At 48.6% G+C, this 16,006-nt stretch carries 16 protein-coding genes; 11 read left to right on the top strand and 5 right to left on the bottom strand.

Translation table 11 applies throughout. From position 1 onward, the window contains the following. The 9 genes from atpD to atpG form a co-directional block, all read left to right on the top strand. Positions 1–1,356, top strand: a 1,356-nt coding sequence (atpD, locus tag B3Z75_RS04305) for a F0F1 ATP synthase subunit beta (protein WP_294068124.1), incomplete at its 5' end; no start/stop codon positions are given. 41 nt (positions 1,357–1,397) lie between these two features. Then, positions 1,398–1,646, top strand: coding sequence for an ATP synthase F1 subunit epsilon (gene atpC / locus B3Z75_RS04300; protein WP_294068122.1), 249 nt, complete (start codon positions 1,398–1,400; stop codon positions 1,644–1,646). Further along, positions 1,643–2,074 (top strand): hypothetical protein, encoded by a 432-nt coding sequence (locus tag B3Z75_RS04295; protein WP_294068120.1) that lies wholly within the window; start codon positions 1,643–1,645, stop codon positions 2,072–2,074. Before atpC ends, B3Z75_RS04295 begins: the two co-directional genes overlap by 4 nt. Positions 2,075–2,080: 6 nt before the next feature. Further along, on the top strand, positions 2,081–3,181 hold the full coding sequence (gene atpB, locus B3Z75_RS04290) for a F0F1 ATP synthase subunit A (RefSeq protein ID WP_294068118.1): 1,101 nt from the start codon (positions 2,081–2,083) through the stop codon (positions 3,179–3,181). A gap of 78 nt (positions 3,182–3,259) precedes the next feature. Beyond that, positions 3,260–3,514, top strand: a complete 255-nt coding sequence (gene atpE, locus B3Z75_RS04285) for an ATP synthase F0 subunit C (protein ID WP_294068116.1) — start codon at positions 3,260–3,262, stop codon at positions 3,512–3,514. Positions 3,515–3,527: 13 nt separating this feature from the next. Beyond that, positions 3,528–4,028 carry a F0F1 ATP synthase subunit B gene (gene atpF / locus B3Z75_RS04280; RefSeq protein WP_294068114.1) on the top strand — a complete coding sequence of 167 codons (501 nt, stop codon included), beginning with the start codon at positions 3,528–3,530 and terminating at the stop codon, positions 4,026–4,028. A gap of 5 nt (positions 4,029–4,033) precedes the next feature. Then, positions 4,034–4,609: a F0F1 ATP synthase subunit delta gene (locus tag B3Z75_RS04275; RefSeq protein ID WP_294068112.1), complete on the top strand. Its 576-nt coding sequence runs from the start codon at positions 4,034–4,036 to the stop codon at positions 4,607–4,609. Then, entirely contained in the window at positions 4,599–6,188 is a 1,590-nt protein-coding gene (atpA, locus tag B3Z75_RS04270; protein ID WP_294068110.1) for a F0F1 ATP synthase subunit alpha, read from the top strand. The genes B3Z75_RS04275 and atpA overlap by 11 nt, the downstream gene beginning before the upstream one ends. Before the next feature lie 4 nt (positions 6,189–6,192). Further along, complete coding sequence (atpG, locus tag B3Z75_RS04265) at positions 6,193–7,065, top strand: ATP synthase F1 subunit gamma (protein WP_294068108.1); 873 nt, start codon at positions 6,193–6,195, stop codon at positions 7,063–7,065. On the opposite strand, the gene yihA is transcribed toward atpG, so the two are convergent. The 5 genes from yihA to B3Z75_RS04240 form a co-directional block, all read right to left on the bottom strand. Beyond that, positions 7,062–7,661 carry a ribosome biogenesis GTP-binding protein YihA/YsxC gene (gene yihA / locus B3Z75_RS04260; RefSeq protein ID WP_294068106.1) on the bottom strand — a complete coding sequence of 200 codons (600 nt, stop codon included), beginning with the start codon at positions 7,659–7,661 and terminating at the stop codon, positions 7,062–7,064. The two genes, atpG and yihA, sit on opposite strands and share 4 nt — an antisense overlap. 65 nt (positions 7,662–7,726) lie before the next feature. Then, the gene (locus tag B3Z75_RS04255; RefSeq protein WP_294068104.1) at positions 7,727–9,196 is read right to left on the bottom strand and encodes a sodium:solute symporter; all 1,470 of its coding nucleotides are present in this window, start codon (positions 9,194–9,196) and stop codon (positions 7,727–7,729) included. Positions 9,197–9,199: 3 nt separating this feature from the next. Continuing rightward, on the bottom strand, positions 9,200–9,802 hold the full coding sequence (locus B3Z75_RS04250; RefSeq protein ID WP_294068102.1) for an HAD family hydrolase: 603 nt from the start codon (positions 9,800–9,802) through the stop codon (positions 9,200–9,202). Between the two features lie 261 nt (positions 9,803–10,063). Next, complete coding sequence (gene ovoA / locus B3Z75_RS04245; RefSeq protein WP_294068100.1) at positions 10,064–12,169, bottom strand: 5-histidylcysteine sulfoxide synthase; 2,106 nt, start codon at positions 12,167–12,169, stop codon at positions 10,064–10,066. A gap of 97 nt (positions 12,170–12,266) precedes the next feature. Continuing rightward, positions 12,267–12,821 (bottom strand): GNAT family N-acetyltransferase, encoded by a 555-nt coding sequence (locus B3Z75_RS04240; RefSeq protein WP_294068098.1) that lies wholly within the window; start codon positions 12,819–12,821, stop codon positions 12,267–12,269. A gap of 409 nt (positions 12,822–13,230) precedes the next feature. Here B3Z75_RS04240 and B3Z75_RS04235 point away from each other — a divergent pair, with 409 nt between their 5' ends. After that, positions 13,231–14,373, top strand: a complete 1,143-nt coding sequence (locus B3Z75_RS04235; RefSeq protein ID WP_294068096.1) for an iron-containing alcohol dehydrogenase — start codon at positions 13,231–13,233, stop codon at positions 14,371–14,373. Between the two features lie 89 nt (positions 14,374–14,462). Beyond that, positions 14,463–16,006, top strand: a 1,544-nt coding sequence (locus B3Z75_RS04230; RefSeq protein ID WP_414702858.1) for a S41 family peptidase, incomplete at its 3' end; no start/stop codon positions are given.

Genomic DNA, 16,006 nt, shown 5'->3' with positions numbered 1-16,006 from the left:
CAACATATCGGCGAAAATATTGTCCGTACCGTAGCCATGGAGAGTACCGACGGACTTAGCCGTGGCCTGCCGGTGAGAGCACTAGGACGGCCCATCAGTGTGCCGGTAGGCGACCAGATAAAAGGCAGGCTACTGAATGTAGTTGGCCGACCCATTGACGGACTATCGAAGCTTGATCGCGAAAATCAATATCCCATCCACCGGGAAGCACCTAAATTTGAAGACCTCACCACATCGGAAGAAGTGCTGGTTACCGGCATCAAGGTGATTGACCTGCTCCAGCCTTATCTGAAGGGAGGCAAGATCGGTTTGTTCGGCGGTGCCGGCGTAGGCAAGACCGTCATCATCATGGAGCTGATCAACAATATTGCCAAAGGACACAACGGCTACTCTGTCTTTGCCGGCGTGGGCGAACGTACCCGTGAGGGAAACGACCTCTTACGGGAAATGATTGAGTCCGGTGTCATCAGGTACGGCAAGGAGTTTAAAAAAGGGATGGAAGAAGGTAAATGGGATTTGAGCAAAGTGGATTACGAGGAGTTGCAGAAATCGCAAGCCACATTGGTTTTCGGCCAAATGAATGAACCACCCGGAGCCCGTGCATCGGTGGCCCTCACAGGACTGGCAGTGGCCGAGGCTTTTCGTGATCAGGGTGGTGTGGGGAGTGACATATTACTTTTTATCGACAACATCTTCCGCTTTGTACAGGCAGGATCTGAAGTATCAGCCCTGCTTGGGCGTATGCCTTCGGCCGTGGGGTATCAGCCCACGCTGGCATCCGAAATGGGTACATTGCAGGAGCGCATCGCCTCCACCACATATGGATCCATCACCTCGGTGCAGGCCGTATACGTCCCGGCCGATGATCTCACCGACCCGGCACCTGCCACTACATTTAGCTACCTGGACGCTTCCACCGTACTCAGTCGAAAAATTGCGGCATTGGGTATCTACCCGGCTGTAGACCCGCTGGAATCGTCGTCACGCATCCTCGATCCGCTTATTGTGGGGGAAGATCATTACAACACTGCCATGCGGGTGAAACAAATACTACAACGATACAAGGAGCTGCAAGATATTATTTCCATTCTGGGAATGGAGGAATTGTCGGACGAAGACCGGCTGACGGTGAACCGTGCCCGGAAAGTACAACGGTTCCTCTCTCAGCCATTTTTCATGGCAGCACAATATACCGGACAACCCGGTGTCATGGTTTCCATCGCGGACACAATCAAAGGATTTAAAATGATCCTTGATGGTGAGTTGGATCATTATCCAGAGTCGGCCTTCATGAACGTGGGAACGATAGAAGAAGCCATAGAAAAAGGAGACAAACTCATGGAACAAAGCAAATAAGAATCATCTGCAATCAATTAAAAACAATAAAGGGCAGCACCATGTATCTGGAGATTCTCACACCCGAAACAACGTTTTACAGCGGCGAAGTAGATTCGATCACCCTGCCGGGCACGCTTGGTTCGTTCCAGATTTTGAATAACCACGCCCCCATTATCTCTTCGCTCAAAAAAGGGATGCTCTCCTTTACGGCGGAGGGTCGCATCCAGGAAATGGAAGTGGTGGACGGTTTTGTGGAAATAAACCACAATAAGGTTACCGTATGTCTTGACTCAATTAAAGGCCTATGAAAAAGCTGATCCGATATTTTTTAATTCTCCACACATCCATGTTGCTTATCACGGGATTTGGCATGTGGATCATCCTGAAAAAGTTTTTCCCCGAAGTATTGGTAGACGGCTACATCCTTGTACCCCTGTTTTTTTATGTCATGGGATTAATTTCCATCTACATTTTCAAACATTCCTCTCCCGATAAACCAGCCGGGGCTGTGAATACCTATATGCTGATGCGGATGATCAAGATTTTTGTGTCGTTTTTCATCATCCTTGTATACTGGATTTTCGACAAAACCAACATCCGAAATTTTGCCATAATTTTTATCATTTTCTATCTGATCAACTTGATTTGGGAAACCAATATCTATTTGTGGATGGAAAAATATTTCAAATATAAAAAAGATCAGGAAAAGCCTCCCCGGGAGCGGATTGATCAATGAACGCTTATGCACAAGCTATTTACATATTGCCTTTTGACGGTTATTGGCCTCTTTGTCACACCTCTTCCGGGAGATGCTGCAAGCAACACCGCTGCACCGAAGGAGCTCGATGTGAAGGAGTTCATTTTGGAACATCTTGCCGACACATACGAATGGCAAATTGTCAGTGACGGCGAAAGACGCCTGACTGTTCCATTGCCCGTCATTGTTTACAGCAAAAACTCCGGCTGGCACTTGTTCAGCTCAGCCCGTTTACAGCATGGAAATAGCAGTTATAAAAATTTTCAAATTGCATCCGGAGGAGCATACAAAGGCAAAATCGTTGAGACTAACGCTTCTGGTGAGACCGTGCGACCATTGGATCTCTCGCTCACCAAAAATGCCGCCTCCCTCTTGTTTAGTTCTCTGCTGTTGATGATTATCGTGATGTCCCTGTCCCGGTCACTACGAAAAGATCCGTTCAAACCCAAAAAGGGATTTGCCGGGATGATGGAAATGTTTATCATGTCGGTACACGATGATGTCATCAAGCCTTCAATTGGGAAAGATTATAAAAAATATGCCCCCTATCTGCTCACCGTGTTCTTTTTTATCTTTACGAACAACCTTTTGGGATTGATTCCTCTCTTTCCCGGGGGAGCTAACGTAACGGGTAACATTGCCGTGACCCTGGTGCTCGCAGTAGCCACTTTTCTCATTGTAAACCTCACGGGCAAAAGAGAATATTACAAAGATATCCTTTGGCCGGACGTGCCGGTCTGGCTGAAGGTACCCATTCCATTGATGCCGGTAATTGAACTGGTAGGCACATTGACAAAACCCTTTGCCTTGATGATTCGTCTTTTTGCCAACATCATGGCAGGGCACTCCATCGTGCTGGGGCTCACAATGCTTATCTTCGTAACCGTAAGCATGGGCACGGCAGTCAATGCCTCCATGACGGTACTTTCAGTGATCTTCACGGTGTTCATCAATTTTGTGGAACTGTTGATTGCCTATATCCAGGCCTATGTATTTACGTTGCTCTCGGCTGTGTTTATTGGTCAGGCACGGCCGGAAACGCATGCAAAACATACGGCCGTCCTGGAGAGCAACATGCCGGATTAAAAAATGCCGGGGGGAGGTCAAATTGAACAAATCAGAAAGAAATTATTATATTCACAACAAACATTAAATAGAAACATTATGACATTACTTACCGTACTATTACAGGCTGCAGGCAGTGCGAGCCTGGGTTCACTGGGAGCCGCTTTGGGTATTGGACTAGCCGCCATTGGCGCCGGCTACGGCATTGGAAAAATCGGTAGTTCCGCCATGGAAAGCATTGCCCGTCAACCTGAATCGGCTCCCGACATCCGGATGAATATGATTATTGCTGCAGCGCTGATTGAAGGAGTAGCCCTGTTTGCCGTAGTAGTTTGTGGTTTTATTTTACAATAAATAAATTAGTTGTATGTCGTTGCTAAACCCCGAACCTGGTTTACTTTTTTGGATGTTGATTTCCTTCGGCATTGTCCTGCTTGTGCTGACGAAATTCGGATTTCCGGCCATCCTGCAGATGGTGGACAAGCGGAAAAACTATATCGAAGAATCACTTGCGTCGGCCCAAAAAGCACACGAGGAGCTGGCCAATGTGAAACAAACCAGCGAGGCGTTACTGGCCAGCACAAGGCAGGAACAGGCAACCATCATGAAGGAGACTTCTCTGCTCCGTGAACAAATGATTGAAAAGGCACGGGAAGAGGCCCGTCAGGAGGCTGACAAAATGATTGCCGAAGCACGCAAACAGATACAAGCCGAAAAAGAGAAGGCATTGCGTTCTATCCGCGACGAAACCGCATCCCTGTCCTTGTACGTAGCAGAAAAAATTCTGCGGGAGAAGCTGGGGACAAAAGAAGCACAGATGGGGATGATTGACCGCCTGCTGGAAGAAATAAACATCTCTAAATCTTGAGTTAAATGAATATAGGACTGATTTCTTCACGCTATGCCTATACATTGCTGGAATATGCCATTTCGTTGGATCAGCAGCAGGAGGTATACCATGCCATGAAGATCTTTTCCGGGATGTTCATGCAGACCCCCAAATTGCGCCATACTTTACAAAATCGCTCTATATCTGTCCGGGACAAGAAGGACGTCATTGCAGCCGCTTGTGGCGGCAACTTGCCGTCGTCGCTCGACAAAACGATCGATCTTGTCTTCAAGAACAGGCGAGAGGAGCTCTTTCAGTATATTGCTCTTCGCTTCATTGATATGTACCGGGAGAGGTACCACATCCAATGCGGCAAACTGGTCACGGCGGTTCCCATCGACCCGGAACGGGAAAAACAGTTCATTCAACGCATTCAACAGATTGCCGGAGGGAGTGTTGAAGTGGAGCCTGAGGTTGATCCCGGCATTATTGGCGGTTTTGTATTGACCTTGGGAGATAACCGGTGGGATGCAAGCATTTCGGGTGAACTCACCCGCATCAGGAGTAAATTGAGAGGAGTAGAAGAGAACAGTCTAAGAGACAGGAATAATGGCAGATAATGTAATAAAAATAAGCGAGGTATCGGAGATTCTTCGCAGGCAGCTGGAAGGGATCGACACCGACGTGAAGTACGACGAAACCGGAGTTGTCATTAGCGTGAGTGATGGCGTGGCACGTATTTTCGGACTTCGCAACGCGGAAGCAAACGAATTGCTGGAGTTCGATAATGGCATGCAGGCCATCGTGATGAACCTGGAAGATGATAACGTAGGAGCTATTCTTTTGGGCACATCGAGTGATGTCAAAGAGGGATACACCGTAAAACGTACCGGAAGGGTGGCCTCCATTTTTGTGGGTGAAGGGCTGCTCGGGCGGGTGATCTCCCCGATTGGCAACCCGATTGACGGCAAGGGACCTATACAAGGAGAAGTGGTAGAGATGCCGCTGGAACGAAAGGCACCGGGTGTTGTTTTTCGTCAACCGGTCAACACGCCCTTGCAGACCGGCTTAAAAGCAGTGGATGCCATGATTCCCATCGGCCGCGGCCAGCGAGAGCTGATTATTGGCGACCGCCAGACCGGTAAAACCAGTATTGCCATTGATACCATACTCAACCAGCGAAAAAACTTTGAGGAAGGTGATCCGGTTTATTGCATTTATGTGGCAATAGGGCAGAAAGGTTCCTCCGTGGCATCCATCGTAAAAACTCTCGCCGAAAAGGGAGCCATGGACTATACGATTGTGATTGCTGCAAGCGGTTCCGACTCAGCTGCCATGCGCTATATAGCGCCTTTTGCCGGTGCTGCTGCCGGCGAATACTTCCGCGATACGGGTCGACATGCCCTGGTGGTGTACGACGACCTCTCAAAGCAGGCTGTGGCATACCGGGAAGTATCGCTCATCCTGCGTCGCCCTTCGGGCCGTGAAGCTTATCCGGGCGATATCTTTTACCTTCATTCAAGACTGCTGGAGCGCGCTGCCAACATCATTTCGCAGGAAGAAGTGGCCATCAGCATGAACGACCTACCCGAAAGTTTAAAGGCGAAGGCGAAGGGAGGAGGCTCGCTTACCGCCCTTCCCATTATAGAAACCCAGGCAGGGGACGTATCGGCCTATATCCCCACCAATGTGATTTCTATTACCGACGGACAGATCTTTCTGGAAACCGACCTTTATAATAAAGGGATCCGTCCGGCCATTAACGTGGGTATTTCTGTCTCGCGTGTGGGTGGAAACGCACAGATAAAGGCGATGAAGAAAGTAGCCGGTACGTTAAAGATTGATCAGGCACAGTACCAGGAGCTGGCAGCTTTCGCCAAGTTTGGAGGTGATATGGATCCGGTTACGGCCATGACCATCGACAAAGGACGAAAGAACGAACTGTTGCTCGTGCAGCCGGTACACAGCCCCATAAGTGTTGAACAGCAGATTGCCATTCTTTACTGCGGCACACGCGGGTTAATGAAAGATATTGCTGTTGATCAGGTACCTCAGTTCGAGAAAGAGTTTCTTTCCCGGTTGGAATTGAGTCACCGCCACGATGTTCTGGACCGGCTGAGGGAGGGCGAAATAAACGACGAGATTGGCAGAATCATTGAAACTGTGGCAACAGACACCATTAAAGCGATGAAGGTATAGTGAAATGGCAGAATTAAAGGAGATAAAAAGCAGGATCCAGTCGGTGAAATCCACACAAAAGATTACATCGGCCATGATGATGGTTTCGTCGGCCAAGTTAAGAAAGACGCAGAACATCATTCAAAACCTCTATCCGTATGCCGGTAAGTTAAGTCAGCTGCTGGAACATTTTCTACACGACGAACAGGATAACCCTTCGCCCTTCACCCAACAGCGCCCCGTGCAGCGTGTAGCCATAGTGGCTTTTTCATCCAATTCAAGCCTTGCAGGGAGGTTTAACGAAAACATATCCGGCAAATTGGAAGAAGTTGCCGGCAAGTGGCTTTCGCTAGGAAAAGAGAAGATCGTGGTTTATCCCGTCGGAGAGAAGGTAGCCAAGGCTACCCGTAAACTGGGACTAACGGTGCAGGGAAACTACAGCGACATCAGCGAGAAGCCCCGCTATCAGGATGCTCAAAAGATCGCAGCAGAGCTGATGGGATTGTACAGGAAAGGCACCATCGACCGGGTGGAGCTTATTTATCACCATTTTATAAGTAAGGGATCGCAGGTTGTGGTGCACGAACCGTTTCTTCCTTTTGAGCCGAAACCACGGGAAACCGGTGAGGCGATGCTCGATTACATTGTGGAGCCCGACACAGAAACGATCATGCTACAGCTGATTCCAAAGGTGCTCAAATTAAAGCTTTTTACGGCCCACGTAGACTCGGTCACGTCAGAACATGCCGCCCGCATGACAGCCATGCAGATTGCCACCGACAATGCCGATAATCTGATCGACGAGCTTACCCTGGAGTATAATAAACTACGCCAACAATCCATCACAAACGAACTGCTCGATATTGTGGGAGGCTCTTTCGGCCGGGCGGGTGGTTAGTGAATATCTCTATTTATCTTACCAATATAATCAAGAATTTCTTCCCTGCCCACCCCTTTTTCAGAGGAGGATTCAAAAATAGGCGGCAGCTCCTCCCACGTTTCCAACAGTTTTTCCTTATAGGCATCCACGTTCATACGAAAGCGGCCTGAGCCAAGCTTATCTGCTTTGGTAAAAATGATCGCAAAGGGTACCTCGTTCTCACCCAGCCATTCCATAAACTCAAGGTCGATCGGCTGTGGTTCGTGGCGTGAGTCAATCAGCACAAACAGGTTGGTCATCGCTTTCCGCCCCAGGATGTAGTCTTCAATTATTTTGCGGATCTTCTCTCTCCCCTCTTTTCCCCGTCGCGCATACCCATAACCCGGTAAATCTACCAGATACCACTCTTCGTTAATCAGAAAATGATTAATCAACATAGTCTTCCCCGGGGTGGAGGAAGTCATGGCCAACCCTTTGCGTTGGGTGAGCATGTTGATGAGTGATGATTTCCCCACGTTGGAGCGGCCAATAAAGGCATATTCCAGCTTGCCATCCTGCGGACATTTTCGGTAATCGGCATTGCTGATGATAAATTCGGCTGATTTGATAATCATATTTTTGGTAATTGTGATGTGGAAAATTGCGATTTCATTATTGGGTAGCTACTCGCGAATGGGAATCACACACGAAGCCTCGTCCCTTTCGATATGGCGAGGAGCCCCATACCGGTGATTAATCCGTTCAGCAGGAGTAACTCATATCCCACCTGATAGCCAAACCATTGTTTCATTGCCACCTCAGTTACAAAACACAATAACGGTGCAGCTACGGCTACCCAGGGCACATAGTTGTCCACCGGCTTGACCCTGGTATAAAGCCCAAAGAAATAAAGTCCCAACAGCGGGCCATAGGTATACGATGCCAGCTTGTAGATGGCACTGATAATGCTATCTGAACCTATCGCCTCAATAAGAAGAATGATTAGCACAAACACGCTACTGATAAGCAGGTGAACGATGCGGCGTGTATGGATGTCTTTTTTTTCCTGTTCTTTTGTTTGGGAGGTGGATTTCATATTCAGGATATCCACACAAAAAGAAGTCGTGAGTGCCGTCAGTGCCGAGTCGGCACTCGAAAAGGCTGCAGCCACAATACCCACGATAAAGGTACCCAGCACCACCGACCCCAGATGTTCACTGGCAATCACCGGTAGGATGTTATCGGATATGCCGGGTAATATAATTCCATTTTGTTCGGCAAAGATGAGTAAAAGCACACCCAGGCAGAGGAAAAGAAAGTTAATGGGCGCAAAGGCCAGTCCGTAAGAGACAACATTTTTCTGTGCATCCTTCAGGGTTCGGATAGTCAGGTTCTTTTGCATCTGATCCTGATCCAGTCCTGTCATTACAATGGTGATGAACATTCCGCTGAAGAACTGTTTGAAGAAATACTGCGTAGATGTCCAATCGTCAAACACAAAGATACGCGAATGAGGGCTCTCGCTGATGGCCCTCACCATCTCACCAAAATTGAGGTTCATCTGTAAACCTACCTGCCATACAATAAGAATGAGTGCGGCAATAAAAAGGATAGTTTGCAGCCAGTCTGTCCAGATGATGGTCTTGATTCCGCTCTTATAGCTATAGAGCCAGATCACCAGGATGATCCCGATCACGGTCACCACGAAAGGTACGCCCCAGGCATCGAACACCAGCGTTTGCAAAATAAATGCTACCAGGTATAGCCGTGCAGCGGCTCCCACGATTTTGGAGAGCAGGAAGAACCAGGCACCTGTCTTATAGGACTTTCGACCATATCGTACATCCAGGTATCCGTAAATAGTGGTCAGGTTCAGCCGGTAGTAAAGCGGTAGCAGCACGTACGCAATCACCAGATATCCGAAGAAAAAGCCAAAAACCATTTGCATATAAGTCATGTCGAGGTTTCTCACCATCCCCGGGACAGAAACAAACGTTACACCCGAAATCGAGGTGCCAATCATGGCCACGGCCACCACGTACCACCTGGACGACTTATTCGCACGGAAGAAAGTATCGTTACCCGATCCTTTCCGGCTGGTGAAGTAGGAGATCACCATCAGAACAGCAAAGTAAACCGCGATAATAATTAAGATGAATGCCGACTGCATATATCAGTTATTGAGGTAATAATTGACCAGCTGCGTGAAGGAATCGAATTGTTTGGTGTAGTTTTTTGTCGTTCCAAATCCATAGGTTACAAAGACGAACGGCACGTTCGCCATGGCCGACTGGTTGCTGTCAGAATCGGTATCACCAACGTATACGGGTGCTTTCAGCTTATTCTTTTCAATCAATAGTTTCAGGTTATGATGTTTCGGTTGCAGGTTCATCCCATGCTCCATATAGTCCATAAACAAATGCCTCGTTTTGGTATGGTTCATAAAATTTACCAACCCTCCCTTCTCGCAATTACTGAGCAGAAAAAGCGGATATCTGCGGGAAAGGCGCTCCAGCCCCTCCAATACTCCATCATAAATAATCGGCTTCATCACCGGCAGCATCTCCTGATACGATTCAATGACCGCCTCAAACAGCCTCGCCTGATCTGCCGCAGTCCATCCGGGCACCAGTGTATTCAACATCAGCCTGGCCTCTTTTCCCATCAAACCCAGTATATCATCCCTGGAAATCTTATTGCTGTATCCAAGCTTTTCCAGTCCCCGGGTCCACGATATGGCATAGGTATCAACATTATCCCAAAGTGTACCGTCCATATCAAAAATTATGCTGTCGGGGAGAAAAGCAGGTGATGTAGAACAATCAGATTGCTTCATCTTATTCATATTCATTTTCGTGTGCAAAAGTAATTAACAATGCCTTAAAGGGCAAATAAAAAGGGTTAAAACAAAATGATGTCCGGGTTGTTCAAAATGAATAGAGATGTATGCAATGTGCTAAAGAACGGACAGCGTGATCCAGGCCTGGGATCACGCACATCGACGGCAATCCGGTGAAAACAAGTACCGAAATCTCCGTCATATTTTTCTCCAAATGGTCACCTGCATCATCTCCTGTGTGGTGAGGCGGGATGACTTTTTGATGGTCCTCCTAATATCCAACGGTTCTGCATGCAGGGTAAAGTTGGGTTCCAGTATTTTTTCAATGCCTTCAAGCGATGTTACCGGCTCGCCATCCTGTTTGAAACCACCTGGCCATTTATCGCGTTTTGTTTTATGGAGATCCCACGCATAAGAAGAGGCCAGCAAGAGGAAACCGCTGTCGTTCAGCCTTGTATGAATTTGTGACAGAAAGAACCCGGGGTCGCTCAGCTCCTCCAGGAGGGCTGAAGCTATGATTAGATCGTACCCTGTATAATTTGGTTTCAGGTTCATGGCATCAGCCTGCATAAATATTATCCTGTTCCTCACCGCCGTCAGTTCAAAATCATCGAGTACCACGTCACGGTAGAACACCAGATCTCCTTCATCTTTCATGGTATAGCGGATATATCCCTGTTCCTGCAGTTGAATAGGTACCCTGATCATACGTGCTGTGAAGTCGAGCGCTGTCACATCCAGATGAGTACGCGCCAGCTCAAAAGCCAGTCGCCCTGTATCTGCATTCAGGTCCAATATCCGCTTATGGCCCTCCCCCACCAGCAGATCTCGGGCCATGTCGGCCAGTTGCAGCGGCAGGCTTCGTTCAGGCGCAAAGGAATCGCCCCAATTCTCTTCGCAGGAGCGGGTCACCTCTTCGTCCGTCTCGTATTCGGCATATTGTATCTTTGGGGATTCATCGGATTGAATATAGCGGAACCCGGCATGTTGATAAAAGTGTCTGCGAAAAGCATATCTGGAATGAATGGTGGCCTCGTTACCCGTAGAGATCCAGGAGCCGCCCTTTATCAGATTGTGTTTCCCGTCGAAAGTGGGCGTGGAGAAGTCGTCGTACATCGGGTGCACCTTAAAGCCGGGAAAGCCGGTGATGGGCGTTTCGGTCCATTGCCACACGTTGCCGATCACATCGAAGAAGGGCCCCTGAGCGAACCTGTCGACCGGGCAGGGCGAAGCAAAATGCTCCAGGTTGATGTTACCAGGCGCTTGCTTCCATTCGGTCACATCCGTCAGACAAGCCACCCGGTGCATCTGGTACCATTCCGCCTCGGTGGGTAACCGGAAGCTAATGCCGGTCCGTGCGGTTTTCCAGTTACAGAACGCCTTTGCCTCCAGGTAATTTACCTCCACCGGCCAGTTCCATGGCATCTCTATCTCTTCAGCTACCAGCCGCAGACGATACCCTCTCTCATCCTTTCGCCAGAAGAGCGGCATGGTTGCCTGTTTAAAATTCCGCCAGTTCCATCCCTCTTCCGTCCAGTATTGCTGTGTCTCGTAACCATTATCTTCCACAAAAACAAGATATTCCGCGTTGGAGGTAAGAAATTTGGCCGCAGCAAAGTTGGCGACCTCCTCTTCGTAATTGCCATATTCATTATCCCAACCATAAAGCGGATGGTCGGAGGGCTTGCCCAGCTTCACGATGCCTCCCTCGACCGGGATAAGCTCATTTTCGGGTGCATCTCCGGTTTCGGGACAGCGTATGCCGAACAATCCCGGCGTCAGAAGCTCAAGCGGCAACTGACGGATCAGCACCGAGGAAGTCTCCAGGTGAATCCGTTCGTGTTCAATCCCCATCATGATTATCCAGAAAGGGTTATCCCAGCCAATGGGCAATTCCAGCGTAGTTTGGTCAATGACGTCGAGAATGGCCTTCTTTGCTTCATCACGATAGGCACGCACCTCCGCTACCGATGGCCAGTCGTAGTGATTATTGTCCAGATCGTCCCAGCTCATCTCATCCACGCCAATAGCAAAAGTTGACTCAAATTTCGGATTGATCCTCCGATCGATAATTTTTGCCAGATAAAGCTTATTGATAAAAAAAACAGCGGTATGCCCCAGGTAAAAAAGAATGATGTGCCGCAATGGATCACCCCTACGATAAAATACCTCATCCGATTTCAGCTGAGTATAGAGCAATTCATCAATCGCCCAGGTTTTCAGGAAATAATTACGTATTTCCTGCCTTTTTTCGCTTGGGTTGCCCAAACGCAAGTCTATAGTTTTTGCAATTAAATTATTCATGTTGTGATATCTTATGTGATAAAAAATAAATTAATGATTCATCTTTGAATCCAATTATGGAATAAAATAGATTTCGTAAAATTCAGCGATGACCTGGCTAGATCACTAAAGGTTTGTGTAAATAGATTTTTCTCATTTCAAATACTTCGCCGCGAGCATTCAGTTTTGTTTGCAGGATGCTGGCAACGGGACGAAAACCCATTTTTTTGTAGAGGGACAGAGCAGGCACGTTCATTTCCCATACGCGAATCACTGTGTCGGTATAACTTTTCGCAGCCTGACTGAGCAGCTCGCTGATCATCGTAGTGGCAACTCCCCTGCCACGATGGTCAGCATGCACTATCACTTCGGCAATATAAAGGGTTTTATCCAATGAGACCTCAGGTACCTTAACAGAAGGAAACTCTTGGTCATGTCGCAAGGAAAAAGCCAGCGCCACTCCTGAGAGACTGCCGTTGATGAACGCCATGACACCCGTGCCTTTTCGAGCCATCTCATCCAGCATACCCTCCGCTTTTTGCGGATCAATAAACTGCGCATACTCGCCCGTGGTAAAAGCATGCAGGTAAAGTTCCAGGATTTTGGAACGAAATTTCGGATAGTTGAATTCATCCAGTTTGAAAACCCGGATTTTCCGCGTGGGAGCTTCCATTGTTTATGACTAAGTTGTTATGTCATCCGATGTAATATCCTGATTCACGGAGACAAGTCATTCCTGTACCAGCGTTACACCTTAATTTCTTTGTTGAACAAATAAAAGAGATGTATGTTCACGCCCACTCTCACACTTCCATGCTCATCTCTCTTCACCTGTTTCCGGGAAGCCTTCAGCAAGAATGCCTCTCTTCGGGTCGTCTCTTCCCGATGAGTATTACGTGGTAGAGGCAGTGTCACTAACTCTATTTTAACACGTACTGTTAAGCGAGTGTCCCCCAAAAAGCTGGTTTTTCCTATTTTTAATTGAACAACCCAGCCATGAAAATCGTTTTAACAGAATGATTCAACCCGATTATGCTTCATTTATCCGAAATTAAACTAACTTGTAAAAAAAATATATAGTCATGAAGAATTTTATTTTTCAAAATCCGACCAAACTGGTATTCGGAAAAGGAGAGATAGCAAGGCTATCGGAATTGTTACCCGACAACGTGAACCTGATGATCACCTACGGAGGAGGAAGTGTCACCAAAAATGGCGTCTACGATCAGGTAAAATCGGCCCTCAAGGGACGCAACTACATCGAATTCTGGGGCATTGAGCCCAACCCGCACGTAGAGACTCTTCGCAAAGCCATTCAAAGAGGAAAGGAGCATCACATAAACTACCTGTTGGCGGTGGGCGGCGGCTCGGTACTCGACGGCACCAAGCTTATCGCGGCAGGTATTGTCGCTGATGAAGATGCATGGGATATTGTATTGAGTGGCGCTGCGGAAGAACAAATCCCCTTTGCATCGGTGATGACCGTCCCTGCTACCGGATCGGAGATGAACGGTGCTGCGGTCATTACAAAAGCGGAAACACAGGAAAAATACGGCTTCGGTGGTGATTATCCTCAATTCTCCATTCTCGACCCGGAAGTAACCTACTCCCTATCAGACCATCAGATTGCCTGCGGATTGGCCGATGCATATACGCATGTGCTGGAACAGTACCTTACCACACCAGGACAATCGCGCATCATGGACCGCTGGGCTGAAGGTGTCCTGTTGTCTGTCATGGAGATCGCACCAAAGATCAAAACGAACTCCAGAGACTACGACCTGATGGCCGACTACATGCTGGCCGCCACACTGGCCCTGAACGACTTCATCCGCATGGGAATTACCCAGGACTGGGCTACCCATCAGATCGGACACGAACTGACGGCACTGCACGGCATCACACACGGGCACTCGCTGGCCATTGTCATGCCAGGCCTGCTTCGTGTATTAAAAAAACAGAAACATGCAAAATTGTTGCAGTACGGCGAACGGGTATTCGGCATTATGGATGGGTCCGAAGAGGAAAGAGTAGATAAAGCCATCGCAATGACGGAAGAATTTTATCGTTCACTCGGACTAACTACCCGCCTGTCGGAAGAAGGTATCGGAAACAAAACCATCGAAACCATCGCCCGACGCTTTAATGAACGGAATGTGGCCTATGGTGAGAATCGGAATGTGACCGGAGATGTGACAAGAGAGATATTGAAAAGCTGTTCCTGAACAGCTTTTCAATTGTTATTCAGTCATGATGATAATACGAAGCCATGGAAAAAATTTGTACATTTGGCCAGATAACAAAAAACCAAAAAATGCGAAAAACAACCACACTAATCCTGGCAAGCCTTTTCGTGATGCAGGCTTCGGCTCTGGACGACGCCCGCATGCTGCGTTATCCCGACATTAACGGAAACCTCATCGCGTTTGTCTATGCAGGCGACATATGGACGGTAGATGCCGGTGGTGGCAGCGCCAAAAGAGTCACCTCCCACCCCGGCATTGAACTGTTTCCTAAAATATCACCCGACGGCAAATGGATTGCCTTCTCTGCCGAATACTCCGGAAGCCGGCAGATATGGGTAATGCCTTCCGAAGGAGGTACCGCTCGACAACTCACTTTCTATAACTCTGTCGGCGAAATGCCACCCCGTGGCGGATTTGACAACGTGGTTCTCGACTGGACGCCCGACAGCCGCCGCATTCTCTTCCGTAGCAACCGCACCGCTTTTGGCGATCGCAACGGACGTTATTTCACCGTAAGCATCGAAGGCGGTTTTGAGGAACCACTGCCTATTGTCAACGGCGGTTTCGCCACCTACTCTCCCGACGGGTCACAGCTCTGCTTCACGCCCGTGGATCGCGAGTTCCGTACCTGGAAAAGATATAAAGGAGGCCGCGCCACCGAGCTGTGGAGCTACGATCTGCGTAACAACAGCTCCCGGCAAATCACCCAATGGACAGGATCCGATCAATGGCCGGTATGGTATGGCGACCAAATTTTCTATGCTTCCGACCGCGATACACGCCTCAACATCTGGCGCTACAACACCACAACGGGCGAAAATGTGCAGGTAACGCATCACACAGCCTTCGACGTGATGTGGCCCTCCGGTGATAACGGCAGGCTGGTATACGAAAATGGCGGTTATCTCTATGTGTTGGACCTCACTTCCGGAAAATCCGAAAGAGTAGCCGTCTCAATCCATTACGATAATCCCAACCTCCATCCCTATTTCAAAAATGTGACGGATTTTATTGGCAGTTATGCTCTCTCCCCAAGCGGGAAAAGGGTTCTGTTTGAAGCCCGTGGTGACATCTTTTCTGTTCCTGCAGAAAAAGGCGAAATCAGAAACCTGACCAACACCCAGGGAGTGCGGGAACTCTCTCCCGCATGGTCTCCCGACGGCAAGCAGATTGCTTTCTACTCCGACGTCACGGGCGAGTACGAGCTTTACCTGCTCGAAAACAAGGAAGGCGCCCAGCCGCGACAGGTCACCAGCGGCTCCTCAGCCTGGAAGTACGCTCCCGAGTGGTCTCCCCGCAATACCCATCTGGTCTACAGCGACCGCACCATGAAGCTCTGGCTGGTGAATGTTTCCACGGGCAGACAGACCGTCATCGACGAAGCTTCCGGCGATGAGATCAGGGACTATGCCTTCTCACCCGACGGCGATTGGGTTGCCTACAGCAAAACATCACCCAACTACCAGTCGGCTCTCTGGCTCTACAGGTTATCGACAGCCGAAAGGAAACAGGTCACCGATGCCTCTTTTTCCGACGACAACCCGGTGTTCAGTCGCGACGGCAAGTATCTTTTCTTTCTTTCCAACCGGGACTTCAACCTCACCTTCAGCAG

Source organism: Proteiniphilum sp. UBA1028 (genome assembly GCF_002316955.1).
Classification (GTDB): Bacteria; Bacteroidota; Bacteroidia; order Bacteroidales; family Dysgonomonadaceae; genus Proteiniphilum.
This window is presented reverse-complemented; position numbering and strand designations above follow the sequence as displayed.

Bases quoted from the DNA above. Each gene is read 5' to 3' on its own strand.
- atpC (WP_294068122.1), top strand. From the start codon at position 1,398: ATGTATCTGGAGATTCTCACACCCGAAACAACGTTTTACAGCGGCGAA.
- B3Z75_RS04295 (WP_294068120.1), top strand. From the start codon at position 1,643: ATGAAAAAGCTGATCCGATATTTTTTAATTCTCCACACATCCATGTTG.
- atpB (WP_294068118.1), top strand. From the start codon at position 2,081: ATGCACAAGCTATTTACATATTGCCTTTTGACGGTTATTGGCCTCTTT.
- atpE (WP_294068116.1), top strand. From the start codon at position 3,260: ATGACATTACTTACCGTACTATTACAGGCTGCAGGCAGTGCGAGCCTG.
- atpF (WP_294068114.1), top strand. From the start codon at position 3,528: ATGTCGTTGCTAAACCCCGAACCTGGTTTACTTTTTTGGATGTTGATT.
- B3Z75_RS04275 (WP_294068112.1), top strand. From the start codon at position 4,034: ATGAATATAGGACTGATTTCTTCACGCTATGCCTATACATTGCTGGAA.
- atpA (WP_294068110.1), top strand. From the start codon at position 4,599: ATGGCAGATAATGTAATAAAAATAAGCGAGGTATCGGAGATTCTTCGC.
- atpG (WP_294068108.1), top strand. From the start codon at position 6,193: ATGGCAGAATTAAAGGAGATAAAAAGCAGGATCCAGTCGGTGAAATCC.
- yihA (WP_294068106.1), bottom strand. From the start codon at position 7,661: ATGATTATCAAATCAGCCGAATTTATCATCAGCAATGCCGATTACCGA.
- B3Z75_RS04255 (WP_294068104.1), bottom strand. From the start codon at position 9,196: ATGCAGTCGGCATTCATCTTAATTATTATCGCGGTTTACTTTGCTGTT.
- B3Z75_RS04250 (WP_294068102.1), bottom strand. From the start codon at position 9,802: ATGGACGGTACACTTTGGGATAATGTTGATACCTATGCCATATCGTGG.
- ovoA (WP_294068100.1), bottom strand. From the start codon at position 12,169: ATGAATAATTTAATTGCAAAAACTATAGACTTGCGTTTGGGCAACCCA.
- B3Z75_RS04240 (WP_294068098.1), bottom strand. From the start codon at position 12,821: ATGGAAGCTCCCACGCGGAAAATCCGGGTTTTCAAACTGGATGAATTC.
- B3Z75_RS04235 (WP_294068096.1), top strand. From the start codon at position 13,231: ATGAAGAATTTTATTTTTCAAAATCCGACCAAACTGGTATTCGGAAAA.